This is a genomic window from Paenarthrobacter sp. PH39-S1 (assembly GCF_030063245.1).
GTDB lineage: Bacteria > Actinomycetota > Actinomycetes > Actinomycetales > Micrococcaceae > Arthrobacter_M.
In genome coordinates this window covers 1-22,294 of sequence record NZ_JASISR010000047.1, presented here as the reverse complement: position 1 = coordinate 22,294, position 22,294 = coordinate 1, and the positions used below count along the sequence as shown (strand labels likewise).

The following is a 22,294-nucleotide window of genomic DNA, read 5'->3' as shown; positions in this document are numbered from 1 at the left end:
AGATAGTACTCGTGCACGAACTGACGGATCTCCTCACGGGTATACCCCTGGATAGCAACTGTCATGGCTGTCTCCTTCAATCAATATGAAAGAACCGGGTGGCTCACAACCAGCTTGACGTAGAGGGTTCCCAGTGTTTGCAAGGGCTGGAATGCGGTTCGAGTCCCACCTTGGGCACAGTGTTTCCGCAGGTCAGGAGTCGGTTGGCTTCTGGTCTGTGCACAAAATGCGTCAGAGTGTGGACAAGAAGTCCGCCTGACGCTGGCGGTCTCGCTTGAATCTACGGACCCAATGCCTGTGGGTTTTCCTGGGTGCTGATCATTGCGAGTCCTCGATTCTTGGGGGTTTGGGTCCAATTTTCTGTCGTATACCTATTCATTGTTGGAATCGCTGCAGACGACATGATCTGGAGTCGATTTCATTGATTTTTTTGCTGACCCATTTCCGACGTAGCCGCGGCTGCCCCGTCCTTCGCCTATGTGCCTTTGGTTGCCTGTCCCGCCCTCGTCACCGACGATAGCCGCCAACGTAAGTATCAACCGGCCAGTCAAGTAAACCGTGAGCGCCCCGGTGCTTACTGCGCGCGGCCGATAGTCCTGGCGCGCGCGATGAGTTCGGGTTTGTAGATTGCCTGTCGATGGTGGGAAGCATCTTCTGTAAGAAGCTGAACTGCGGTCCGGCCAATTAGCTCGGTGGGCCGGCAGATGGCGGAGAGCGATACGACCCTCGGAGCCGCAAAACCGATGTCATCGTTACCGATCAGGGCGACATCCTGATGGATTACTAAATTTCCCAGCACAGTCAGGGACTGCATCACACCGAGGGCCAGTAGATCGTTGGCACAGGAGATCCCCTCAGGAGGTCGACTCGCCCCACGGGGTGAGCCAGCCGGTCATTTTCACGATTTCGGGGCCTTGGGCGGCCTTGATGTTCTTGGCCCGAGTGGTGATCTTCGCGTCCAGGCCAGTCTTGGCGAGCATGATCGTGCTCATCTCCACGGCTTGGGCGTGGTGGGGCATCATCATTTGGGCGAACATTGTGTCGGCCGCACTGCGTTTCCCACCGTTGGCGGGGGCATGTGTGCTTGACATGGTTGAACAGCAATGGTCCAAGCCCGGCATGGAACCTCCGTCAGGTGTTGTGGAACAGCCGGCCAAACGAGCATGGCGGCAGGGGCAGTCGTGGATAAGGTCAGATTCTTTTTCAAGGGAATGGTGCTTCATTCAAGGGTGGCCGGCGCCCCGTGGTGTGGTGCGTTGACGAGGTCCACCAACGTAGTGGCCAATGGGTGTGCGTGCCCCGGACCCGGCAGTGTTGCCAACGAAATTGACATTGAATTGCGGGTTCACATGTACCACAAATTACGGATCATTGTTTCCTTGGGGATCGACACCCGGTGTGCGGAACTAAAAGTCACCGGCTGTCTGACAGCTGATAGTTGTGCGGCGTCGATCCTCGTTATTCGGTGTACTGGCTCGCTGGGATTCTCGGTGCACGTCGATCTCTCGTCCGCGCGACATATTGAAAAAACAGCGTTGGCTTTTCTGCAAGACGGCACCGTCCTCGCCGCGGTTCGTGCGACAAGCGCGTTGCAGGGAATCGACTTCAATGATTTCACTGTGACTGCGCCGTCGATCCTCCCCGCTTGCCCGGCGCTTTCTCCGGCAGGTTCGTGCGGGTCAGTGCAGATCGCTGTGTCGGCATGACCAGGACCGTTTCGCCGCAAACCATCGGTCGGAACAAGAGTATGGTCGCGGAGTCGAGTCTCGTACGTTTCCGGAGCACGATCGCGATCTACTAGTCAAACATCCGGAACAATGTGGCCGCATCTCCGCTCACACTGAATTTTGAAGATCCTGGCTTGGTCCGCATCCACATCTTGATCAGCGGCACCTGGTGGAGGCGCATCGAAGCCGTGTGGCTGCGGTGGCATTTTGCCCTGCTATTCGAGTGTCCCTTGCCGGTGCTCCCGGCTACGTGCACTTGGTGCCGATGGAAATGCGGGGGAGATCAACCTCGGCGCCGGGATCAGCATCGGCCCTGCCCCTTGCGATGGCTTGACAACAGGTTGACCGACCCACTGGTCCGTGCCTCGTTAGAGAATTGTCTGACAAGAACCCTATTCCAGACCGATGCCGCGAACGGTCATCAACACCTGGGAATGGAGGATCACCGTAATGACCATCGGGTAACGAACGAGAAGAAGGGGACGTCAGTCGCAGATCGGCAAGTGGCAAATTGTTGGCCGCCTCAGTGCCGCCGGTGCTCGGGACAGGGCGGAACCGGGACTGCACCGGATAATATGGGGGTGGATACTGATTTAGCGGTGGAGGATGGCCTGCACATCGCTGGTTCCGTTGATGACTGCGGACGCAACGGTGCTCAGTCCGAGGCCGTTTGTGCGAGCATATGAGCGCATCATCGTAAAAGTTTCCGCGACGTCCAACCCGGTTTTTCCCGCCAGCACCCCTTTTGCCTGTTCGATCAGGACCCTGCTGTTGAGCGCACTTTGAAGTTGCCCGGCCAGAACCGATTGCTCCCGCACTGAGCGTTCCTGCAGCAAGCCAATCGTGGCGATATCAGCCAAGGCCTGTGCCAGGGTGATATCAGCTTCAGTCAGTGGAACGGGGGAGGTGCAGAAGAGGTTGAGAGCGCCAATTACTTCGTCGCGCAACCTTAGGGGTAAAGCATGTGAATAACTGAATCCCGCAGCGCAGGCAGCTGCCGCGAATTGCGGCCAACTTCCCTGGCGACAATTGAGATCAACATTCACGATCGCTTTGCCCGTGGTGAAACTATCCAGGCACGGTCCCTGCTCATGCTGAATCTCAAAGAGTTCCATGGTTTCGGCGCGTTCATCCGAGCTGGCCATGATCCTCAGGGCACCGCGTTGATCGGCGAGCATCAACCCGGCGGCGTCGACTTCCAAAAGCTCCACGCTTCGGACCGTGACGTTGTGAAGGAAGTCGACAACATCAAAGTCCTTGACAAGTGTGTCTGCCAACTCGACAAAGACCTCGCCCAAATGTTCCACGCGTGCCATGGCGTATTCCCTTTCAACTACCGTCATCATCTTTTAAATCATGGAGGTGTGTGCTGTTACCGTCAATCACCGGCATGTAAATCCCCAAGAACCAGTCGGCGGGACAGGACGTCGCGGGCAATGTCGAGGATCGGCCGTTCTGCTGCGTAGGCGCGTGCCCGAAGCATGACCAATGCCTGCGTGAGCGTGAGACTGTGCTGGCCTGCGATCATGCCCGTGGCCTGGTGTACCTCGCTTCTATCCGACACTCCCGCGGCCAGCGCCGGATGAACGGTTCCAGGCCCTGCCTCGGACTGCAGATGGAGAAGAACGGACACGGCAGCATCGGAAAAAGCCAGCGCCTCGACCAGTTCACCGCTGCCGAGTTCCCCTTCGGCGTCACGGTACAGTTCAAGGACGCCAATGCGGATTCCACCGACTTGGAGGGGAAAGGCGAAGATCGCCTTGACGCCGGCTTCCAGCGCCCCGGCCGTGAACCCCAGCCATCGCGATTCTCCAGTAAGCGCCAGCTCGGGTTGTAGCACCGGCCGTCCCGACACCGACGAGTCGATGCACGGCCCCTCCCCGAGCGTGAACTGAAGTTCCTCAAGAACCTGCGCGGGCCCGTCAGTGGCAGCAAGGATCCCCAACGGCCCGGTGTCAGTCATCGATAGCAGGCCTGCTCCGGACACGGGCATCGATTGGGCGCAAGCGCGAACCAACAAACTGGGGAGATCACTATCGAGACCGGTGTCAGAACCAGGTACCAGCAACCCAGCCAAAATCTGATTTGCCCGCCCTGCCGACATCTCAGACCTTCCCGGTGGCAATCCAAATCTAACTGAGGCGATTCCATCCCATGCCTAGACACCGAGTCAACCGAGCCAGTGGGGGCAGATGAGGCGGGAGTGCTATCACGGAGGCAGCTACTTCAACGAGCCTACCGCCAACAACACCGAGTACAGCCCTACCCGAATGAAAAATTCTGTGCTTGCTTGCTGCACAGCACGCTGACGGGGCTAAAGTAAATAGGTAGGTGCTCCTGTCAGTGCCCCTGCCCCGGACCCGGCGGTGTCTTCCTGCACTAGAGGTCGGGCCATTCCCATGGATCACACGCTACGCAAACCAGTTCACGCGGGGATTGGTGTCTTGGGCTCCGTCGCACGGGCTGTCCGCCGCACCGCCGAGGATGGTCGGCGGGCAGTGCCGCCTGTAATCGGACGCCGTCACCCACTCACCGGCGGCCTTCCGGCGACCGGGGATCTTACCGCCGCCTTGGCCAATAACTGTGCGATGGTGGATGGGTTGCGGCCGTCCGGCAGCCCCACGCCACGAACACCGTGCCACCGGCAACGCCCAATTCCTGCCGTTGATAGTTGCGTCTGCGCCAGTGCATCTACTGACCCGCCCTGCTGCGGCTGCTTCGACATCAGCAAGTACCGTGTGTCCGACGGCTGGTTTCAGGTCCCCTCAACCCGCCCATTGGCAACATTATTAGGTGAAGTCTGCGAAGGCACGTCCCGTGGAGAGCTAGTCTCCCGACCGCCTTTGTTTCCGTCGTTCCTGCGTGAAGGAGAACAACATGGCATTGTCGGAGCACGAGAAGAAGGTCCTGGATGAGCTCGGTCGACAGTTCGACGCCGAGGATCCGAAGTTTGCGAGGTCATTGGGGCCGGATCCGGCCCATGGGCGGTCCAGCCGGCGCATGTTAGTGGGCGTGCTGGTGGCACTGGCAGGGATCGGCCTTCTTTTGTCCGGTGTCGGACTGGATGCCATTCCCCTGGGCGTGGCAGGATTCCTCATCATGTTCGGTGGCGCGTACTACGCCGGGCGTGCGAAAAAACCGGCCGGTGGAACCGTGACGCCGGGCAAGGCCGGCACCTCTTTCATCGGCAGTCTCAAGGACCACTGGGACGGGAGGCGGCACGGCCAATAGCCCCGGTCCCCGCGGATCGAATGCGCGTCTGACGGGTGGTCGGCTGGCTGGGATCATGCTGCTTGGCGGCCCGGCCGCTGCCTTGCTGGCACAATATCCCTGGGTGCAAGTTCCTGCCCGGTGGTCCTCGGCATGAGTCAGGTGGTGTTGTGCCGTAATGCGGACAGCACGTCACCGTTGAGGCGCGAGATCATATCAAGCGGGATTCCCACCGGGCACACTGCCGTGCATTCACCGATCTCTGTGCAGCCGCCGAAGCCCTCGGCGTCGTGCTGGTTGACCATGGCCAGCGAGCGGGAGTTGCGCTCAATCTGGCCTTGCGGGAGCGCACCGAGGTGGGTCGCCTTGGCCCCCGTGAAGAGCATCGCGGAGCCATTGGGGCAGGCGGCAACGCAGGCTCCGCAGCCGATGCAGATGGCAGCGTCGAAGGCCCGGTCCGCGTCCTTCTTGGGCACCAGCATGGCCGCCGCGTCCGGAGCTGCCCCGGTGGGGGAGCTGATGTAGCCGCCGGCCTGGATGATCCGGTCGAAGGCGCTGCGGTCCACGATCAGGTCTTTGAGGATCGGGAACGACGGCGAACGCCACGGTTCGATGTCGATGGTGTCGCCGTCGCTGAAGTGGCGCATGTACAGCTGGCAGCTCGCGGTGAGTCCTTCGGGTCCATGGGCGATGCCGTTGATGACGAGGCTGCACATCCCGCAGATGCCTTCACGGCAGTCATTGTCAAACGCCACGGGATCGTCCCCGGCGGCGGTGAGTTGTTCGTTGAGCACGTCGAGCATTTCCAAAAAGGACATATCGGGGGAGACCCCGTCGACGCCGTAGCTGACCATCCGGCCAGCTGCTTCCCGGTCGTGTTGGCGCCAGATGCGAAGGGTGATCTTCATTTGTAGCTCCTCTGGGTCAACTCGACGTTATGGTATTCGAGGCTTTCCTTGCGCAGGATGGGAGGTGCGTTGTCCCCGGTGAATTCCCAGGCCGCGACGTAGGCGAAGGCGGCGTCGTCGCGCAGCGCCTCGCCGTCGTCGGTCTGGCTTTCGGTGCGGAAGTGGCTGCCGCAGGACTCGAGGCGGTGCAAGGCGTCGATGCACATGAGCTCGGCCAGTTCGAAGAAGTCTGCGACGCGGCCGGCCCGTTCCAGAGTTTGGTTCAGTTCCTCGTTGGTGCCGGTGACTTTGACGTTGGTCCAGAACTCTTCCCTGAGCGCCCGGATGAGGCCGAGGGCGCGCTGCAGCCCTTCGGCGTTGCGTTCCATTCCGCAGTACTCCCACACGATGCTGCCTAGTTCTTGATGGAACGAATCGACGCTCCGGTCACCGTTGATGGTCAAAAAGGTGGTGATGCGTGCGCGTACCGCATCGACCGCTTTGACGGCCTCCGGGTGGGAAGCGTCGGTGGTCTCGGTGCCGGCGTTCTTGGCAAAATAGTCGCTGATGGTGTTGGGCAGGATGAAGTAGCCGTCAGCCAGGCCCTGCATCAGGGCGCTGGCGCCGAGCCTGTTCGCCCCGTGATCGGAGAAGTTGGCCTCACCAATGACGAACAGGCCCGGGATGGAGCTCTCCAGATCGTAGTCAACCCACAGCCCGCCCATCGTGTAATGCACGGCCGGGTAGATGCGCATCGGCACCTGGTACGGGTCATCGTCAGTGATTTTGTGGTACATGTCGAAGAGGTTGCCGTATTTCTCCTCAATGGCGGCCCGGCCCAACCGGGCGATCGCGTCGGCGAAGTCGAGGTAGACGCCGCGCCCGCCCGGGCCCGCCCCGCGCCCGGCGTCGCACTGGTTTTTAGCTGCCCGGGACGCGACGTCCCGCGGAACTAGGTTCCCGAACGCCGGGTACTGCCGTTCCAGGTAATAGTCCCGCTCGCCGTCGGGTATCTCACCAGGTCGGCGCCCGTCAGCGGCCTCTTTAGGCACCCAGATGCGCCCGTCATTGCGCAGCGACTCGCTCATCAGGGTCAGCTTCGACTGATGCTCCCCGCTGACCGGGATGCACGTCGGGTGAATCTGGGTGAAACATGGGTTCGCGAAGAGCGCACCCTTGCGATGCGCCCGCCAGGTGGCCGTCGTATTGCATCCCACGGCGTTGGTGGAGAGATGATAAACGTTTGAGTAGCCCCCGCTGGCCAGCACGACGGCGTCCGCCAGATGGGTTTCCAGCGCGCCGGTCACCATATCGCGGACTACAATTCCGCGGGTCTTGCCGTCAATGACAATGAGGTCGAGCATTTCATGGCGGGTGTGCACCTCCACCGTCCCTGCCGCCGCCTGCCGCTCGAGGGCCTGGTAAGCCCCTAACAGCAATTGCTGGCCGGTTTGGCCCCGGGCGTAGAACGTCCGGGACACCTGTACCCCGCCAAACGAGCGGGTGTCCAGCAGACCGCCGTAGTCCCGGGCGAAAGGCACACCCTGGGCGACACACTGGTCGATGATCGAGGAACTGACCTCCGCCAGCCGGTAGACGTTGGATTCGCGTGAGCGGTAGTCCCCGCCCTTAACGGTGTCGTAGAACAGCCGGCGGATACTGTCGCCGTCATTGCGGTAATCCTTGGCCGCGTTGATTCCGCCCTGAGCCGCAATGCTGTGCGCGCGCCGGGGGCTGTCCTGGTAGCAGAAACTTTTAACCCGATACCCGGCCTCGCCCAAGGTTGCTGCGGCCGAGGCACCCGCCAGACCCGTGCCGACAATGATCACCGAGAGACTGCGCCGATTGGCCGGGCTAATCAGCTTGGCGCCAAAGCGGCGCGCCTCCCACTGATCCTGGATGGGTCCAGCCGGCGCCTTCGTGTCCCGAATGGTCTCACCGACCGTGAACAGCTCAGCCATTACCTCACCCACCCCGCGAAAATCACCAGCGGCGGGATCAGGAAGCCCACCAGGATCAGCAGGGCAACGAAGGTGGCCACGAGGTTGAGGACCCGTCTGCGCGCCACGGACGAGTTGGTCCCCAGTGAGGCGAAAGCGCTCCACACCCCATGGCGCAGGTGAAACCCGAGCGCGATCAGCGCGATCATGTAGGAGAGCACCACCCACCAGATCGAGAAGCCATTGACCACCCGCTGGTATGGACTCGGTGAGGCGCCCCCTGGTGCGATGTAGTCCGCGGACAGATGCAGGAGGTGATAGATCACGAAAAGACCGACGACGACGCCGCCCCAGCGCATCGTGAACGAAGCGTAGCTGCGTTGGACACCGCGGCGGTTCTTCGTGGTTTCGTAGCGCCAGCCGCCTTTACCGGCGGTCGCAGACCGGGACCGGTGCCACAAGGTAAAGGCCGCGTAAATATGGACCAGGACACTGATCAGCAGAACCACGCGCACAATCCACAATGCCCCGGTGCGGGGCAACAGCGGCTCGCCCGCCTCACGCAAATAGCCTGAATAGCCGTCGAAAGCCTGCCGGCCCTCGAAAATCTTCAGGTTGCCGTACATGTGGGCGAGCAGAAAAAGCACCATGATCAGCCCGGAAACCGCCATCGCCGCATGCAACGCCACCGAGGACCGCACAGCGGTGGAACGCAGACCAACCACATTCCCAGTTCCCATGGGCCTACCATAAGCCCGGTCCAGCCAAGACGCCAGCATGCGCGGACGAGCGATCTCACACGCTCCCGGCATCGCTTTCCATTAGCGACAGTGCAAGCATGCTGATGCGCCCCTGCACGGCATCGCATCAGGGCACGCGTCCATCGTTTCACTGACAGGCCATTTGTTCTGCCGGTCACTGTGGACGCAAAGCGGTGATCTCGCCATCGAACCGATACCAGCCGCTCGACCCGGCGCGTCTGCATCACGCGTTGATAGAGACGTCGCTGCTGCTGCCCGGCAGAACGAGTGCATCAGATAAGTGCGGACCGGTGCATCGGGTATCCGAAGGCCGTGGAGCCCCCTGGAATGCTCTTTGGTGGCGGGTAGGCAGAGTATGCCTACCCTGCTGCTAACTGGTCCACCGAATACCGCAGATCCATGACCGTAGAGATTCCGCAGGCAACATCCGCCCGTGACGGGAACATCCGCCCGTGAAGGAGACGGACCAAGAACGCATTCCCGGGTTGTGTTTGCAGATGCCTTCGGAACTGTAGACACCGCGGTCCGACCGCACGTTCGGACCGCGTCGTGTATCGACAGAATGCCTGCGTAAAGGCCCCGCAAATCCGGGTCATTCCCCCTCTGGGAAAAGAAGTTTTGTTCGACATTTGAGGATAATCGCACGCAGGGGAGGGTCCGGGGTGACTGCAGGAAGGACTGTGAGTAACAGAAATATTTCTCTTGCGCCCTTCCTAGCGCTCCTGCGCGGGCGTAGCGTGTCACTCACTTGCACCACACATCTAAAAACAGTTTTCCCGAAATGCATGGTAACGATACCGCCGGGCATTTTGACGAAGAGTCACATGACCGGCGAAATGGTTGATTGAGTGCCGGCACACGCATGACTTTTCTGGAGCGGGGAGCCGGAGGGGGAGTGACATGGTCCAGATTTCACGGAAAAACGGCCGTCAACGCACGGAGCTCCTGGTCTCCAAGGGGTGGATCCAGGCCGTGGCGATGGTGATGATCTTTGGTTTCCTCGTCATGGGGTTTCTAGCGGTGCGCACGTACACCGATTCGATGCCACAGCCCGAACGGGTCGTAGATTCCAAGGGGACTGTGGTTTTCACCGGAGCCGACATTACGGCAGGGCAGCAGATTTTCCTCCGGCGGGGCCTGCAGGAATATGGCTCCATTGTGGGGCACGGCGGGTATCTGGGACCGGACTACACGGCTGACTATTTACGCCGGTCCGCCACCATGGTGCTGGATGATCTGACCGGCTCTGGTATCCAGGATCCGCATGGAGCACTCGTGAAGATGATGCGGACCAACCGTTATGACAGTTCAACGAAAACTCTGGAGTTCACCGCCGAACAGGTCAAGGCCTATGAAGCCATCCAGGGGTACTACGCAGACTACTTTGGTTCACCGACCACGCAGTATGGACTGATTCCGAACGCTATCACCGGCCCTGAGGACATCCGCCAGTTGACCTCCTTCTTCGCCTGGACCGCATGGGCCGCTGCGGCCGAGCGGCCGGGGCACAATTATTCCTACACGAACAACTGGCCGGGGGAACCGTTGGTGAACAACGGCCCGACGGCGGACGTTCTGGTGTGGAGCGGCCTTTCCCTGATTGCACTGCTTGTCGGGATCGGCCTGCTTTTTGCCATGTACGGGCGATGGAGCCGGAACGTCGGCTGGCACAGTGGTGAATCCCCGGCGCTTTCCTTCCGACAACCAGGAGAGGTGGCCGTGACACCCGGCCAGCGGGCTACCGCATGGTTCTTCTTTATAGTCGCTGTCCTGTTTCTCGGGCAGGCCTTGTTGGGCGGGGCAATTGAACATTACCGCGCTGACCTATCCAGTTTTTTCGGCTTCGACATGGCCAAGCTGCTGCCGTTTAACCTGGCACGGACCTGGCACGTGCAGTTGTCGATATTGTGGACGGCGGCGTCGTTCCTGGCTGCCGGAATCTTTCTGGCCCCATTCATCTCCGGGCGCGAACCTAAGCGTCAGAGCTGGCTCATTTACGGCCTGCTCGGCGCACTCGCACTGGTGATTGTCGGGTCCTTCGTCGGCGAGGCGATGAGTATTTTCGGCGTCAAGGCCGTTGCAGGGTCTCCGCTGTGGGACATGCAGTGGGAATACCTGGACCTGCCCAAGGTCTGGCAGGGTGTGCTTGTCGTGGGGCTGTTCCTGTGGATCATCATCATCTACCGCGGTATCCGGTCCCGACTGCAAAAGGAACACCGGTTCAATCTGCCCTGGCTTTTCTTTTACTCAGGTCTGGCCATTCCAGGCTTCTACGCGGTAGGTCTGCTGGCCGGTACGGAGACGACGCTCCCGGTTGCCGACTACTGGCGTTTTTGGGTGGTGCACCTGTGGGTCGAGGACTTCCTGGAACTGTTCACCACCGTGATGGTCGCGTACATCTTTGTCATGCTCGGCGTGATCCACCGGAAGATCGCCATGCAGCTCATCCTCCTGGACGTCATCCTGTACTCCGTGGGCGGGGTGATCGGCACCATGCACCATCTGTACTTCTCAGGTACCCCGGTGGAGAACATGGCGTTGGGAGCCTTCTTCTCTGCCCTCGAAGTGATTCCGCTGACATTCCTGACCATCGAGGCGTGGAGCTTTTTGCAGCTCGGTTCCCGCCAGGAGTCTCGGAGCTCGGCACCCTTCCCGCATCGGTGGGCGGTCATGTTTCTGGTATCCGTGGGGTTCTGGAATTTCCTCGGGGCCGGTGTTTTCGGCTTCCTGGTCAATCTTCCCATCGTGTCCTATTACGAGATTGGCACTGCCCTCACCGCCAACCATGCCCATGCTTCCATGATGGGCGTTTACGGGATGCTGGGCGTTGGATTGTCGCTGTTTGCCCTTCGGTATCTGATCCCGGCCAAACGATGGCCCGACAAACTTGCCAGAATTTCCTTCTGGGGCCTGAACATCGGGCTGGCCTGGATGACCTTCGCCACGCTGGTGCCCTTGGGAGTCATTCAACTCTGGCACTCCATCAACGACGGGTACTACGAGGCGCGCACCCTGAACTTCATTACGCAGCCCGGTAATGCCGTCCTGGAATGGCTGCGGATGCCAGGGGACCTGATCTTCATCATCGCCGGCATCCTTCCCTTCCTGTGGATCACCTGGCTGGGCATCCGGTACCGGATCAAATCCACCACCTATGAGGTTCCCGAGGAGGCGCTTTTCATCGTCGGACAGCCTGAACCCGAAGTAACCGGTGCTTCAGCGAGCCCGCCGCCGCGGTATGGATCCGACCGCCGCACGGACGACCCTGGCAGTTCTCCGGTTTCATCTGATGGCGTTCCGTGATGAGCGGGATCGATCCGTCGGTCTGGTTCGCGGCGGGCTACGGAATCGCACTACTGCTCATCGCGCATCTCCTGGATAAGTTGGCCAGGCGGACGGCCCAGCGCACGGTGGAGTGGCGATCGGGCGGCTTCCGCTACCACGCGGGCCACGATGCCTGGGTCTGTCCAGAGGATCAGTGGCTGTGGCCGGACTCGTTCGATCCGGACAACCGTGTGATGCGGTACCGGGCCAGTCCCACTGTCTGCAATGCATGTCCGGTCAAGGAGTCGTGCACCACCTCCGGGAACGGCCGACAGATCAGCCGCAACGTCGATCCCTGGCCCAGCTCGGAAGCGGAACGATTCCATCGGGGTATCGCCTGCGCCGTGGTGGTCTTGGGCCTGCTATGGCCGCTGGTCACGATGATCACCAACCACACGGCCGCAGAGCTGACTGTGCTGACGGCGGTCACCTTGGCCATCGCCGCGGGCAGCTGGCCACTATGGTCCCATCTGCACCGCTCGCCCGCCGGGTTTCCTGATCATGTCAGAATCGAGGCACTCGACGACACGATTGCGCGGCAGGCGGCCGGGACGTCTAGCGCGGCACGCCGCCGGGCCACTTATCAAAGTGACCTGCGGCCCGGCCCCTCCGCGGCGCACCCCGGTGCGCGCGGACGCGAACAGGCGGAGAATCCAGAGCATGACCGGTTTGCGACCCGATGGGGGTCATTCGAGGAAAATGCAGGCGACCAGGAGCCGCTTTCCGGATGGAGCAGGAGGAAGAACAAATGACATGGTGGCAGGTCCTGATTCTCGTCGTTGTGGTCGTTGTCCTTGTCGTTCTGGCCGCCTCGGTGAAGGTGCTGCGCGAATATGAACGCGGCGTCGCGTTCCGGCTCGGACGGCTGCGTCCGGTGCTGGATCCCGGAGTGCATTTGATCTTTCCCGGGTTGGAGAAGATGGTGCGGGTTGACCTACGGATAGTTACCTTGACCATCCCGCCGCAGGAAGTCATTACGAAGGACAATGTCCCGGCCCGCGTCAACGCCGTTGTTCTCTTTCAGGTCACCGACCCCATCCGCTCTGTCATGGGCGTGGAAAATCATGCCGTGGCCACGTCCCAGATGGCCCAGACCACGCTGCGCTCGGTCGTGGGCCGCGCCGACCTGGACACGCTGCTCGCACACCGGACGGACCTCAATGAGGACTTGGCACGCACCATTGACGCGCAAACCGAACCGTGGGGTGTTCACGTCAGGGTCGTGGAGATTAAGGACGTCGAGATCCCCGAAGCGATGCAGCGCGCGATGGCACGCGAAGCCGAAGCAGAGCGCGAACGACGGGCCAAGATCATCAACGCCCGCGGCGAGCTGCAGGCTGCGGACGAGCTGCGCCAGGCCGCAGACATACTCAGCGGCAATCCGGCCTCGCTCCAGCTGCGCTATCTGCAGACCCTACTGGAGTTGGGGGCGGACCAGAACTCGACCGTCGTCTTCCCGCTGCCCATGGACATCATCGGGCCCTTTCTTGACAAGGTTCCGCGCTGGATGGACAAACTTCAGCAGCCCGAGCCGCCGACGCCAAACCATAATGGTTCGAAACGACCGCAGCCGTCTGCGGGGCCGTCTGCGCCGCCGCTACCGGCAATGCAGGAGCAGGCACCGTCGCTGAATTCGCATTCGGAACCGCACACGGAAAGGCATGACAGTGTCTGACAATGACGCACCCGCAGCCGCAGCACCCGCTCCAGCGGACGCGGACGCAGGGCAGGGCTCCCCCCTCCGGGTAAAAGAAAACAGGCCCGGGATCAAACTGATAATTCCGGGGGCCATCTTATTGTTTCTTGCTCCGCTCGCCGGATTCCTCGGGGGCACCATGGTCGGATCACCCGGGGCCATTGGCGGTCTCGATCCCTTGTTTCTCTGGCTGTTCATTGGCATGGTTGTCGGAGGCATTGGCGGAGCGGTCGCTCTGCTGGGCGCCTTACGCTGGGTGCGCGCGAACCGGGGAGCCGACTAAGCAGCTTGTGCGATGGGTCGCAATTACTCAAAATGCGCCCCGAACGCGAATGTGTTCCCACAGACCAGGGCAGGGCAGGACGGAACACCGGAACGAGGGCTCCTACGGGTACAACCAAAGGTGACCGGGCAGTCCACCTCTGACATCCGTGCAGTCGACTTTGAGCGACTGCACTCCCACGCCGGTTCCGGACAAGCTCCTTAAAGCGCACACGAGCGGTACCTTCCGCGGGCCGGTAGTCGTGTGCTGATTGTGCATCCGTCCTCTACATGACACGCAACCCAGACAGACCGTTTGACCACGGCAATGATGGAGCCCGCGGAGGGCTAGATTCGAGAGGTGGAATGGACAAAGTTTATAGACGCATCGCCGGGCCGCGCTGTGCGGCCGCTGGTTCCTCAAATATTGGGGATGCGCGGGCAGATACCCCCCGGGGTCGCTGTAGACCTAGGTAGCGGTGACGGCACCGAATCCCGATTTCTCGCCGTTAACGGCTGGCGTGTGCATTCTTTCGACAGTGCCCCAGGCATTCAGGCGAGAGTTACTGGCGGTTTGACGCAGTTAGATGCTGCGCGCATCTCAACTACCCGTATCGCATTCGAGGAGATCCAGGCGCTTCCCCGCAATGACCTGCTGTACGCAGGGCGATCGTTACCGTTTTGTGCGGAGGCTGCGTTCTCACGTCTGTGGACTGTGATCCGCGCGTCCACTCGTCCATCCGGCTGGTTCGTAGGGGACTTCTTCGGGTTGCACGACTCCTGGCTGGGCCGGTCAGACATGAATTTTCACAGTAGGGAGGACATTGAAGTCCTCCTAAATGGGATTGAGATTCTTGAGGTGACCGAGACCGAGGGGCCGGCGGACACCCCGTTTGGCGCTAAGCACATGCACCTTCTGACGGTAATTGCCCGTTCGTGATGGCTGCGTGAACGGACGGCGATCAGATGCAGGTGATGATCAGACTCTGGTGATTCAGCCCAGACGGCCCGTGTGGGACTGCTTCACATCTCGATGGCACCGATTCGAACCGTACTCGGTAACCGCCGGGGCGCTGTCCGGCAGGTCAACTCTAATCGACGACTGCCAGCTCCAACTGATCAATGACTGAACGATCAGGGGGTGAGGAGAAGCATCTCAACACCGATGCCGAGGTTGGGCATCAGAGAAGGGGCGTAGTTCAGTTGGTCAAGCGCCATCCGGGCGTGTTTCCTGGCGGCAGCGTAAGCGCTGGCAACAGGGACACCAGTATAGTTTCCGGTTCCCCAGCCCCGTCGACGCGATATCCGTCCCGCAGATCCGACACGGCAGGCCGTTGCGCTGGTAAACATAGTGCGCCTCCTCCACGGGCACAGGTACGGCATGCGACGGACGGTCCTGTGGAAGCGTGGTGATTATCCTGCCAGCGCGGACTCCGTCGGGCATGACAGAGACGACGTCCTGCCACAGTGCATTGAGTTGCTGTGCGGACAGGCCTGTGCCGGGCAGCCACGGATTCATCCGCTGTCGGAAGAGCAATTCGGCCCGGTAGACATTTCCGACGCCGGCCAGGATCTGTTGGTTCATCAGCAACAGCGCTATTGGACTGCGGCTGCCTTGGACCCGCCGGACGAATTCGACACCGTCGCCCGGCCGACTGTACAGCGGATCGGGGCCCAAAGCGGCCACGATAGCGGCGGCCTCCGCGGGCGTCAGCACTTCACAAGCCGTCGCCCCGTGTAGATCTGCCCAGCCATGCGCGGAAACCAGCCGGACCCGCACCGCACCCCTGGGCTCCTGCGGTTTCGCATACTCCACGTCGGCCCCGTCGGCGGCAACATCGGAAGTACCACCGGCGAGGAGGACTCCTTCCTCGCCGGCCCGCTGCGCGAGGGCGCTGGACGCCCGGATGAAGGCTTCGTCGCCGCCGAAGTCCCAGGCCCCGTATAATCCCAGATGGACGCGGAGCACCAATTCGTTGCCGAAATGCAGAAACAGTTGCTTGCCGTACGCCCTCGCGTATTCAAGAACTTGTCTGTCCAGCCGGGACGCCCCGGCGGTAAACCGACCCTGGGGACTGGATACATGCAGGGGGTGGCCGGCGAAAACGCCTTGGAACTTGCGGGCGAGCAGGTGGCTGGAGTTGCCCTCAGGCATGGCTCATCTGATTCCCAAAGCACTCAGCAGGCGGTTAATCCCTGGGTCACGACGTAGAAGGTTCTGAGATGAGCAACAACATCGGACGATTCAGCCCAGCTTCCAGCACCAGCGAGACAGAGGCACCTGCCGGTAAGCCGGCGGAAGAGCAGAAGCCACCTGAACTGGTTTACGGCTCGACCGAGGAATTCCTGCACGAGCAGTTGCTGCCGACCTACGTCCGCGACGTCGACGGCCGCGCCGCGAAGTGGTGCAGCGGGTGGTACTTCCACCCCGAAGCAGTCTCCCGCGTGGAAGCACTGTGGCGGGCGTGGGAACACCTCCGACTGGACGGAGCCACGGGAATCAGCGTCTCGTGGAAAGATCACGCGGACCACCACATGAGCGTGCTCCTGGACCCACGCGGCCCGTTCTACAAATGCGACATGCAAAAACACAGGGACCCGGACCACTTGGAACCGCAGAAGGCACCCGCTGGATGGTTTCCCGATGTATGGAATCAGGGAAGTAATACAACTTAAAGACGAGCAGCGACGGCGAACAACGGCGAAACTCGCGCTGATGATCCAGTTGATGGCTGATCCAGAGCCCCAAACCCTCGTGGGCTACGTTGTGGAAGGAAAATAGGGGACTAAAGATATCGGTCGTTTCTGACCCCGGGAAACCTGCCCGACGAGGCAGCGGATGCCAGACTGTGATCGGAGCCCTGCCCCAGCTGGACGTACTAACAGCTCCGCCGGCCAGTCCTCCTGCCGATCATGAACCGGATTGGCAGGAGGACGGGAGCCGTTGAAAAACTGTTGACAACATCATTGAGGCACTTTGGTGCCTGCTGCTGCACCGGCGAGGCGCAGCCAGGTGTCCACCACGGTATCGGGGTTCAGCGAGACGGTATCGATGCCTTCGCCGACCAGCCACTCGGCGAAATCCGGATGGTCGCTGGGTCCCTGGCCGCAGATCCCCACGTATTTGCCGCGGGCCTTGCATGCCTTGATGGCCATGCTCAGCAACTTCTTGACGGCGGGGTTGCGTTCGTCGAAGCTGCCGGTTACGATGGCGGAATCCCGGTCCAGGCCGAGGGTCAGCTGGGTCATGTCATTGGAGCCGATGGAGAACCCGTCGAAGTGGTCCAGGAATTCGTCGGCCAGCAGAGCGTTGGCCGGCAGTTCACACATCATGATGACCTCAAGCCCGTTCTCACCGCGGCGCAGTCCGTTCTCCGCGAGCAGATCGATAACGCCGCGGCCCTCTTCGAGGGTGCGCACGAAGGGGATCATCAGCTTGACGTTGGTCAGCCCCATCTCATTGCGGACGAAGGACAGGGCCTCGCACTCGAGGTCGAAGCAGTCCCGGAAGGACGGCTCCAGGTAACGGGAAGCACCGCGAAAGCCGATCATCGGGTTCTCTTCACGCGGCTCGTAGGCGGGTCCGCCGAGCAGGTTGGCGTACTCGTTGGACTTGAAGTCGGACATGCGCACAATCACCGGCTCCGGTGCGAACGCCGCGGCGATGGTCGCCACCCCCTCGGCCAGGCGCTTGATGTAGTAATCGCGCGGGTTATCGTAGGCGGCAATCCGCTCCCGGATTTCCGCGGCCACGCCCGCCGGCTGGTCATCCAGATTCAGCAGCGCCTTGGGGTGGATGCCGATCTGGCGGTTGATGATGAACTCCAGCCGTGCCAGGCCCACACCGTGGTTGGGCAGCTGCGCGAAAGTGAACGCCTGCTCCGGTGTGCCGACATTCATCATGACCTTGACCGGAGCCTCGGGCAGCTGGGCGATCTCGGTTTCCTCGACACTGAAGTCCAGAAGTCCTTCGTAGATAAGGCCCGTCTCACCTTCGGCGCAGGAGACGGTCACCTCGGTGCCGTCGGACAGGATATCGGTGACGTCCCCGGTGCCGACGACGGCGGGAATCCCCAGTTCCCGAGCGATGATCGCCGCGTGGCAGGTGCGTCCGCCCCGGTTGGTTACGATGGCGGACGCACGCTTCATGATCGGTTCCCAGTCCGGGTCGGTCATGTCAGCGACGAGGACGTCGCCGGTTTCGAAGCCGGCCATCTGGTCGATGGCGGTGAGGATGCGGACGCGGCCGGAGCCGATACGCTGGCCGATGGCGCGGCCTTCGGACAGCACCCGGCCGGTCTCGTTCATGCGGAAGCGGCTGAGCCTGCCGACAGGCCTGCGGGACTGCACGGTCTCGGGGCGCGCCTGCAGAATGTAGAGCCCGCCGTCGATCCCGTCCTTGCCCCATTCGATATCCATGGCGCGCCCGTAGTGGGTCTCGATGGCGAGGGCATGGCGGGCGAGCTGCTCGACGTCGTCATCTGTGATGCTGAAGCGGTTCCGCAACGAAGCCTCCACCGGCACAAAGTCAATTGTGCGGCCGATTTCACGGCTGGCCGTGTAGGTCATCTGGAGCGCCTTCTCGCCCAGTCCGCGCTTGAGGATGGCGGGGCGGCCGGCCTGCAGAGCGGGCTTATACACGTAGAACTCATCCGGGTTGACCGCGCCCTGGACGACGGCCTCGCCGAGACCGTAGGAGGAGGTGACGAAGACAGCGTCCTGGAACCCGGATTCTGTGTCCATGGTGAACATGACGCCGGAAGCCCCGACGTCGGAACGCACCATCCGCTGGATCCCCGCCGAGAGTGCCACCTCGGCGTGCTCGAATTTGTGGTGCACCCGATAGGCGATGGCTCGGTCATTGTAGAGGGACGCGAACACATCCTTGATGGCCAGCAGGATGTTCTCGATGCCCCGGACATTCAGGAAGGTTTCCTGCTGCCCGGCGAAGGAGGCATCAGGAAGATCTTCCGCCGTGGCGCTGGAGCGGACAGCCCAGGACAAATCTTCGGAACCTCCGTGCTTGTCCACCAGCCGCTCACGAGTAGTCAGGGTGCGAGAAGGGAAGACCAAATCTAGGTCGCTCGGGAGAACGGTGGCGACCTGTCGCCACCGGCGAAGCATCTCGGTCGCTAATTTCGGCAAAAAGGTACCTATGCCTAGAGTTAGAACTCTTCGGGTGGTCTTGGAGCTGAAGCAGGTTCTTGCCACGAACAGTAGTGACCTTGCCATTCACCGCGACGGTTCGTTTTCCGAGTCTAAGTCCACATCGATCCAGCGAATGGCCGGGGCTTCACCTATGCGGACGCCCATCCACCAGGATGTCAACGACGTCGAGAACGTCCTACTCACGCAACCCCTTGGGACGCCCGGTCGGCAGCTGTCACGCACACACCCTTGCGAAGGCTGCTGACCTCTTCGAGCCTCAAGGCTCTGACTTCCTTGGCAGCGATGGGGGATCTAGGCAACGCCCCGGAGCGGGCTCGCGCTGATGTCTCCGTGTCGGGTGGCGAGAGTGCGAGACGGTGCCGGAATGAGCGCCGTTCCGCTCCAGCCGTGGTCACGGGGTGTCCCCGCTCTGGAAGCGGACACGATCGACGACTTGGGCTGGTACCTGCGGCGTCTGCGGGCCAGTACCGCGCCCTGGAACTGGTCGAAGAGCGTCGGGCAGCGGTGAGTCGGTGAGCGGCGCACAGGTCACGGAAGACCGCACAGGGGGATGCCTACTCGGCGTTGCTGGATCTGGAAGTGCGTCGCGCTCAGGCGCCCTGTTAGCGGAAAGAAACTCGGTCAAACGTACGTAAGGTACCACCTGTACGAGTAGAATACTTTTCATGTCAACGATCTCTTATTCCTTCAGTGACGCCAGGGTTTCGCTACGGTCGATCTTGGACACGAGCGAGAGGGGCGGGATTTCGACCATCAGGCGCCGTGAACATCATGACCCTGCCGCAATCGTCAATGCCCGGCTCTTGCGCGACTTCTTCGAGTCCACCGTTGAAAACAACGTCCAGTTGGCCAGCGAGGATGGTGTCTGGCTGATGTACATGCCGGGCCAGTCCTTCGCCGCCGAAGCGAACACCCTCGATGAAGTCATTGTGGACTTCATTGATGGGCTGCGCGACTATGCGGAAACCTGGGCTGAACACTTTTCGACCGCCTCGAACCATTCAAAGAACTGGGCCCTGGTCCAACTGGTCACCCTCTCCGATGACGAGCAGCTCACCCGCTGGCTGACCGGCACTGCCGAATGAGCCGGGACACACCTGGTACAAGGGATGACCACAAGAAATTTTGCACGACAGAGGGCTGGGACCTCGTGTTGAATTCCCGTGGGAAGCCGGTGACGCACCACGTCACCTACAAGCTGCCACTCCCCGACGGAAGAGCCCTGCGAACTCGTATCTCCCGCCCGGTTGACCGCACAGGCTATGCCGTGGCCATGTGGCGCCTTATTCTCCGGGACCAGCTGGAAGTGACCGACGAGGTGTTCTGGGCCTGCGTCAGACAGGGCGCAATCCCCTTGCGTGGCCAGCCGACGACGACTGCCGATTCTTTGCCCGTCAAAATTGTCTGGCAGCTGACAAAAACCGTCGGGCTGCGGGAGGACACCGTGGCCGGAATGTCCATGCCCGAGGCTATCAAGGCCCTGCAGGAATACTGGGCGCGGCAGGCTGACTGACTGTCCGGTGATCGGCGCCCAGATCGCCTCACACGTGATGACTATCAACCGGTGCCCCACCAGGAGAGCCCCATGCCAGCAACTTTCGCCCGTCCCGTGCCGTCGATTTCGCCACCTGCAGCCTGGAACGCAACACCGTCTGAGGGTCGGTGGAAGCTCAAAGTCCAGCGGCTCGCTTACAAGGCGCCGCTGCCGGACTATGTCACCAGCCTCAAGCGCAAACCGGTTCCAGAACACTCGTTGTGTTCGCCCGTTGCCTTCCCGGAACGGGTGCACGAAGTTGATCTTTTGGGTCTGCCCAAGTTTTAGTTGACAGTTTGGTTTGATATTTTGGGGACCGGTTGAGTGATCTTGTTTATTGTCTCAAACTCGATCGGTGTCAGCTTGCCGAGTCGTCGTTGGCGGCGTCGGGGCGGTGGTAGGTTTTTTCGATCCAGACCACGATGGCCAGGCGTAGTTCTTCCCGGGATTCCCAGCGTTTTTGATTCAACACGTTCTTTTGCAGCAGCGAGAAGAAACTCTCCATAGCGGCGTTATCTGCACACGCCCCGACCCTGCCCATGGACCCTCGCAGGCCGGCGGAGCTGATCAGGCAGGTGTATTTCTTGGACCGGAATTGCGAGCCCCGGGCCGAATGTATCAGTGTTCCTTGCGGGTCTCGTTGACTGATCGCAGCTTTCAGCGCGTTAACGGCCAGCTTTCATCCGTGAATCGATGGAGTAGCCCACAATCCTGTTGGAGTAGACGTCCTTGACCGCGCACAGGTACAGCTTGCCCTCGCCGGTGTGGTGCTCGGTGATGTCCGTCAGCCACAAAAGGTTCGGCGCCGTGGCGGTGAAGTCGCGTCGGACGTGATCATCATGAACGGGCGGCCCTGCTTTCTTTCCCGTGCCGCGCCGGCGGTGGATGACGGAGAGGATCCTGTTCTCACTGCACAAACGCCCGACCCTGGTCTCGGAAGCCACCAACCCTTGTTCGTGGACAAGTTCGTCATGGATCAGCCGGTACCCGAACGTGGGGTCCTCGGCGTGGATGTCCAAGGCCGCGTTGACCAGGTGCGCTTCCTCCCAGTCCCGGTCACTGACCGGGTTCGCGCACCACTGATAGAAGGCTTGGCGGGAGAATCCCAATACCCGGCAGGTCACCGCGACCGGCACCCTGACAGGGGCTTCCGGGGCAGCGAGTTCAAGGACCAGCGGGTACATCATTTTGGGTTGACGTCCCGGGAGAGGTAAGCCACGGCCCGGCGCATCACCTCCGCCTCCTGTTCCAAGAGGCGATGCGTTTCTTCGCCTCACGCAGCTCGGTCGATTCTTCCTTGGTGATACCGGGGACTACCCCGTCCTGGACGTCGGCGATCTTCAACCACCGGTGCAAGGCGGCGGGGGAAATACCAAAGTCCTTCGCGATCTGGACAATGGTGGAGTCACCCTTGCGGGCCACGGCGACCACGTCACGGCGGAGCTCTTCAGGAAAAGCTTTAGGCATGTTCAACATCCTTCCACCTGCGAGCCAAAAACTCACAAGTCAGATGTCAACCAAACCCCGGGCAGACCCGTCTGCGGTGATCCCACCGCTGGCGGCCATTGACACGATCGGACACAGTGTCGTTGATGACGCTGCCGGGCAGCTCGGACTGTTCCGGGGGCAGGTCTGTGCGCTGGTGAAACGATACCGGCAAGGTGCGGAGATGGTGACCGACCTGGCTGCCGGGTAATCCGCTGGCGGCCACCACGGAGCAGACCCAACTAGTGATCCGCGATTTGATCCGCACGGGTTATCTGAAACGGCAGAAAACCCAGCCTG

Annotated in this window: 21 protein-coding genes and 2 pseudogenes; 13 read left to right on the top strand and 10 right to left on the bottom strand. The window is 61.3% G+C overall.

What is annotated here, in order from left to right; translation table 11 throughout:
• Nucleotides 1-574 precede the first annotated feature (574 nt).
• On the bottom strand, nucleotides 575-814 hold the full coding sequence (locus QMG52_RS19680; protein ID WP_283562115.1) for a type 1 periplasmic-binding domain-containing protein: 240 nt from the start codon (nucleotides 812-814) through the stop codon (nucleotides 575-577).
• A 40-nt stretch (nucleotides 815-854) separates the two neighbouring features.
• Nucleotides 855-1,091: a DUF305 domain-containing protein gene (locus QMG52_RS19675; RefSeq protein ID WP_283562114.1), complete on the bottom strand. Its 237-nt coding sequence runs from the start codon at nucleotides 1,089-1,091 to the stop codon at nucleotides 855-857.
• Nucleotides 1,092-1,181: 90 nt separating this feature from the next.
• Here QMG52_RS19675 and QMG52_RS19670 point away from each other — a divergent pair, with 90 nt between their 5' ends.
• Nucleotides 1,182-1,706 carry a hypothetical protein gene (locus QMG52_RS19670; RefSeq protein ID WP_283562113.1) on the top strand — a complete coding sequence of 175 codons (525 nt, stop codon included), beginning with the start codon at nucleotides 1,182-1,184 and terminating at the stop codon, nucleotides 1,704-1,706.
• Between the two features lie 614 nt (nucleotides 1,707-2,320).
• Here QMG52_RS19670 and QMG52_RS19665 read toward each other — a convergent pair.
• The gene (locus QMG52_RS19665) at nucleotides 2,321-3,073 is read right to left on the bottom strand and encodes a GAF and ANTAR domain-containing protein (RefSeq protein ID WP_283562112.1); all 753 of its coding nucleotides are present in this window, start codon (nucleotides 3,071-3,073) and stop codon (nucleotides 2,321-2,323) included.
• Nucleotides 3,074-3,105: 32 nt separating this feature from the next.
• Nucleotides 3,106-3,690 carry a GAF and ANTAR domain-containing protein gene (locus QMG52_RS19660; protein ID WP_283562111.1) on the bottom strand — a complete coding sequence of 195 codons (585 nt, stop codon included), beginning with the start codon at nucleotides 3,688-3,690 and terminating at the stop codon, nucleotides 3,106-3,108.
• A 914-nt stretch (nucleotides 3,691-4,604) separates the two neighbouring features.
• Between QMG52_RS19660 and QMG52_RS19655 the strand changes: the two genes are divergently transcribed.
• Nucleotides 4,605-4,958 carry a DUF3040 domain-containing protein gene (locus QMG52_RS19655; RefSeq protein ID WP_283562110.1) on the top strand — a complete coding sequence of 118 codons (354 nt, stop codon included), beginning with the start codon at nucleotides 4,605-4,607 and terminating at the stop codon, nucleotides 4,956-4,958.
• Nucleotides 4,959-5,095: 137 nt separating this feature from the next.
• Here the strand turns inward: QMG52_RS19655 and QMG52_RS19650 are convergent, their stop codons facing one another.
• From QMG52_RS19650 to QMG52_RS19640, 3 genes are read right to left on the bottom strand one after another with little or no spacing between them, the layout of a single operon-like run.
• The gene (locus QMG52_RS19650) at nucleotides 5,096-5,845 is read right to left on the bottom strand and encodes a succinate dehydrogenase/fumarate reductase iron-sulfur subunit (protein ID WP_283562109.1); all 750 of its coding nucleotides are present in this window, start codon (nucleotides 5,843-5,845) and stop codon (nucleotides 5,096-5,098) included.
• Nucleotides 5,842-7,785 (bottom strand): fumarate reductase/succinate dehydrogenase flavoprotein subunit, encoded by a 1,944-nt coding sequence (locus QMG52_RS19645; RefSeq protein ID WP_283562108.1) that lies wholly within the window; start codon nucleotides 7,783-7,785, stop codon nucleotides 5,842-5,844. Before QMG52_RS19645 ends, QMG52_RS19650 begins: the two co-directional genes overlap by 4 nt.
• Nucleotides 7,785-8,504, bottom strand: coding sequence for a succinate dehydrogenase cytochrome b subunit (locus QMG52_RS19640; RefSeq protein WP_283562107.1), 720 nt, complete (start codon nucleotides 8,502-8,504; stop codon nucleotides 7,785-7,787). The genes QMG52_RS19645 and QMG52_RS19640 overlap by 1 nt, the downstream gene beginning before the upstream one ends.
• A gap of 921 nt (nucleotides 8,505-9,425) precedes the next feature.
• Here QMG52_RS19640 and QMG52_RS19635 point away from each other — a divergent pair.
• The 5 genes and pseudogenes from QMG52_RS19635 (at nucleotide 9,426) to QMG52_RS22465 (ending at nucleotide 14,746) form a co-directional block, all read left to right on the top strand.
• On the top strand, nucleotides 9,426-11,828 hold the full coding sequence (locus tag QMG52_RS19635; RefSeq protein WP_283562106.1) for a nitric-oxide reductase large subunit: 2,403 nt from the start codon (nucleotides 9,426-9,428) through the stop codon (nucleotides 11,826-11,828).
• Complete coding sequence (locus tag QMG52_RS19630) at nucleotides 11,828-12,601, top strand: hypothetical protein (protein ID WP_283562105.1); 774 nt, start codon at nucleotides 11,828-11,830, stop codon at nucleotides 12,599-12,601. The genes QMG52_RS19635 and QMG52_RS19630 overlap by 1 nt, the downstream gene beginning before the upstream one ends.
• Nucleotides 12,598-13,338: pseudogene (locus tag QMG52_RS19625) on the top strand (slipin family protein); the annotation flags it as partial. The gene QMG52_RS19630 and the pseudogene QMG52_RS19625, both read left to right, overlap by 4 nt.
• Before the next feature lie 178 nt (nucleotides 13,339-13,516).
• Nucleotides 13,517-13,828 (top strand): hypothetical protein, encoded by a 312-nt coding sequence (locus QMG52_RS19620; protein WP_283562104.1) that lies wholly within the window; start codon nucleotides 13,517-13,519, stop codon nucleotides 13,826-13,828.
• A gap of 411 nt (nucleotides 13,829-14,239) precedes the next feature.
• A complete protein-coding gene (locus QMG52_RS22465) occupies nucleotides 14,240-14,746 on the top strand; it encodes a class I SAM-dependent methyltransferase (protein ID WP_502920579.1) in 507 nt (168 codons plus the stop codon).
• A 267-nt stretch (nucleotides 14,747-15,013) separates the two neighbouring features.
• Here the strand turns inward: QMG52_RS22465 and QMG52_RS19615 are convergent, their stop codons facing one another.
• Nucleotides 15,014-15,961 (bottom strand): Fpg/Nei family DNA glycosylase, encoded by a 948-nt coding sequence (locus tag QMG52_RS19615; protein ID WP_283562103.1) that lies wholly within the window; start codon nucleotides 15,959-15,961, stop codon nucleotides 15,014-15,016.
• Nucleotides 15,962-16,029: 68 nt separating this feature from the next.
• Here QMG52_RS19615 and QMG52_RS19610 point away from each other — a divergent pair, with 68 nt between their 5' ends.
• The gene (locus tag QMG52_RS19610; RefSeq protein WP_283562102.1) at nucleotides 16,030-16,482 is read left to right on the top strand and encodes a DUF4913 domain-containing protein; all 453 of its coding nucleotides are present in this window, start codon (nucleotides 16,030-16,032) and stop codon (nucleotides 16,480-16,482) included.
• A 288-nt stretch (nucleotides 16,483-16,770) separates the two neighbouring features.
• On the opposite strand, the gene ppsA is transcribed toward QMG52_RS19610, so the two are convergent.
• Nucleotides 16,771-18,930 carry a phosphoenolpyruvate synthase gene (gene ppsA, locus QMG52_RS19605; protein WP_502920578.1) on the bottom strand — a complete coding sequence of 720 codons (2,160 nt, stop codon included), beginning with the start codon at nucleotides 18,928-18,930 and terminating at the stop codon, nucleotides 16,771-16,773.
• Between the two features lie 409 nt (nucleotides 18,931-19,339).
• Here ppsA and QMG52_RS19600 point away from each other — a divergent pair, with 409 nt between their 5' ends.
• From QMG52_RS19600 to QMG52_RS19585, 4 genes are all read left to right on the top strand, one after another.
• Nucleotides 19,340-19,483: a hypothetical protein gene (locus QMG52_RS19600; RefSeq protein WP_283562101.1), complete on the top strand. Its 144-nt coding sequence runs from the start codon at nucleotides 19,340-19,342 to the stop codon at nucleotides 19,481-19,483.
• 157 nt (nucleotides 19,484-19,640) lie between these two features.
• Nucleotides 19,641-20,060, top strand: coding sequence for a RelB antitoxin-like protein (locus QMG52_RS19595; RefSeq protein ID WP_283562100.1), 420 nt, complete (start codon nucleotides 19,641-19,643; stop codon nucleotides 20,058-20,060).
• A 65-nt stretch (nucleotides 20,061-20,125) separates the two neighbouring features.
• A complete protein-coding gene (locus QMG52_RS19590) occupies nucleotides 20,126-20,488 on the top strand; it encodes a cytotoxic translational repressor of toxin-antitoxin stability system (protein ID WP_283562099.1) in 363 nt (120 codons plus the stop codon).
• A 72-nt stretch (nucleotides 20,489-20,560) separates the two neighbouring features.
• The gene (locus QMG52_RS19585) at nucleotides 20,561-20,797 is read left to right on the top strand and encodes a hypothetical protein (protein ID WP_283562098.1); all 237 of its coding nucleotides are present in this window, start codon (nucleotides 20,561-20,563) and stop codon (nucleotides 20,795-20,797) included.
• Here the strand turns inward: QMG52_RS19585 and QMG52_RS19580 are convergent.
• A pseudogene (locus tag QMG52_RS19580) lies at nucleotides 20,794-21,976 on the bottom strand (IS3 family transposase). The gene QMG52_RS19585 and the pseudogene QMG52_RS19580 overlap by 4 nt on opposite strands.
• A gap of 43 nt (nucleotides 21,977-22,019) precedes the next feature.
• Here QMG52_RS19580 and QMG52_RS19575 point away from each other — a divergent pair.
• Nucleotides 22,020-22,205, top strand: a complete 186-nt coding sequence (locus tag QMG52_RS19575) for a hypothetical protein (RefSeq protein WP_283562097.1) — start codon at nucleotides 22,020-22,022, stop codon at nucleotides 22,203-22,205.
• Nucleotides 22,206-22,294 lie beyond the last annotated feature (89 nt).

Bases quoted from the DNA above. Each gene is read 5' to 3' on its own strand.
- QMG52_RS19655 (WP_283562110.1), top strand. From the start codon at position 4,605: ATGGCATTGTCGGAGCACGAGAAGAAGGTCCTGGATGAGCTCGGTCGA.
- QMG52_RS19645 (WP_283562108.1), bottom strand. From the start codon at position 7,785: ATGGCTGAGCTGTTCACGGTCGGTGAGACCATTCGGGACACGAAGGCG.
- QMG52_RS19680 (WP_283562115.1), bottom strand. From the start codon at position 814: ATGCAGTCCCTGACTGTGCTGGGAAATTTAGTAATCCATCAGGATGTC.
- ppsA (WP_502920578.1), bottom strand. From the start codon at position 18,930: ATGCTTCGCCGGTGGCGACAGGTCGCCACCGTTCTCCCGAGCGACCTA.
- QMG52_RS19600 (WP_283562101.1), top strand. From the start codon at position 19,340: ATGAGCGCCGTTCCGCTCCAGCCGTGGTCACGGGGTGTCCCCGCTCTG.
- QMG52_RS19575 (WP_283562097.1), top strand. From the start codon at position 22,020: ATGTCAACCAAACCCCGGGCAGACCCGTCTGCGGTGATCCCACCGCTG.
- QMG52_RS19650 (WP_283562109.1), bottom strand. From the start codon at position 5,845: ATGAAGATCACCCTTCGCATCTGGCGCCAACACGACCGGGAAGCAGCT.
- QMG52_RS19630 (WP_283562105.1), top strand. From the start codon at position 11,828: ATGAGCGGGATCGATCCGTCGGTCTGGTTCGCGGCGGGCTACGGAATC.
- QMG52_RS19660 (WP_283562111.1), bottom strand. From the start codon at position 3,690: ATGACTGACACCGGGCCGTTGGGGATCCTTGCTGCCACTGACGGGCCC.
- QMG52_RS19615 (WP_283562103.1), bottom strand. From the start codon at position 15,961: ATGCCTGAGGGCAACTCCAGCCACCTGCTCGCCCGCAAGTTCCAAGGC.
- QMG52_RS19675 (WP_283562114.1), bottom strand. From the start codon at position 1,091: ATGTCAAGCACACATGCCCCCGCCAACGGTGGGAAACGCAGTGCGGCC.
- QMG52_RS19610 (WP_283562102.1), top strand. From the start codon at position 16,030: ATGAGCAACAACATCGGACGATTCAGCCCAGCTTCCAGCACCAGCGAG.
- QMG52_RS19665 (WP_283562112.1), bottom strand. From the start codon at position 3,073: ATGATGACGGTAGTTGAAAGGGAATACGCCATGGCACGCGTGGAACAT.
- QMG52_RS19635 (WP_283562106.1), top strand. From the start codon at position 9,426: ATGGTCCAGATTTCACGGAAAAACGGCCGTCAACGCACGGAGCTCCTG.
- QMG52_RS19640 (WP_283562107.1), bottom strand. From the start codon at position 8,504: ATGGGAACTGGGAATGTGGTTGGTCTGCGTTCCACCGCTGTGCGGTCC.
- QMG52_RS22465 (WP_502920579.1), top strand. From the start codon at position 14,240: ATGCGCGGGCAGATACCCCCCGGGGTCGCTGTAGACCTAGGTAGCGGT.
- QMG52_RS19585 (WP_283562098.1), top strand. From the start codon at position 20,561: ATGCCAGCAACTTTCGCCCGTCCCGTGCCGTCGATTTCGCCACCTGCA.
- QMG52_RS19595 (WP_283562100.1), top strand. From the start codon at position 19,641: ATGTCAACGATCTCTTATTCCTTCAGTGACGCCAGGGTTTCGCTACGG.